1 protein-coding gene is annotated in these 211 nt (G+C 52.6%); it reads right to left on the bottom strand.

The genetic code is table 11. The features are described 5' to 3' along the window. Positions 1–211 (bottom strand): polyprenyl synthetase family protein (locus tag HJY11_RS14705; RefSeq protein ID WP_208076580.1); only part of this gene is annotated, 211 nt, incomplete at both ends.

Raw genomic sequence — 211 nt, forward strand, 5'->3', positions numbered from 1 at the left:
GCCTCTTCTAAATTCATCGTTGTCCATCGCCGGAAGATCGTCATGTACGAGGGAATAGGTATGGATCATCTCCTGGGCAGCCGCAAAAGGGCGAATGATATCCGACTTCCCTCCGAACATCCGGTAAGTCTCCAGCATCAGCATTGGACGAAGACGCTTCCCCCCTGCCATGAGACTGTACTCCATAGCCTCCAGGATCACCTTCTGGAAT

Origin of the sequence: Bittarella massiliensis (ex Durand et al. 2017) (genome assembly GCF_017566145.1) — a bacterium.
Taxonomy (GTDB): Bacteria; Bacillota; Clostridia; order Oscillospirales; family Ruminococcaceae; genus Bittarella; species Bittarella massiliensis_A.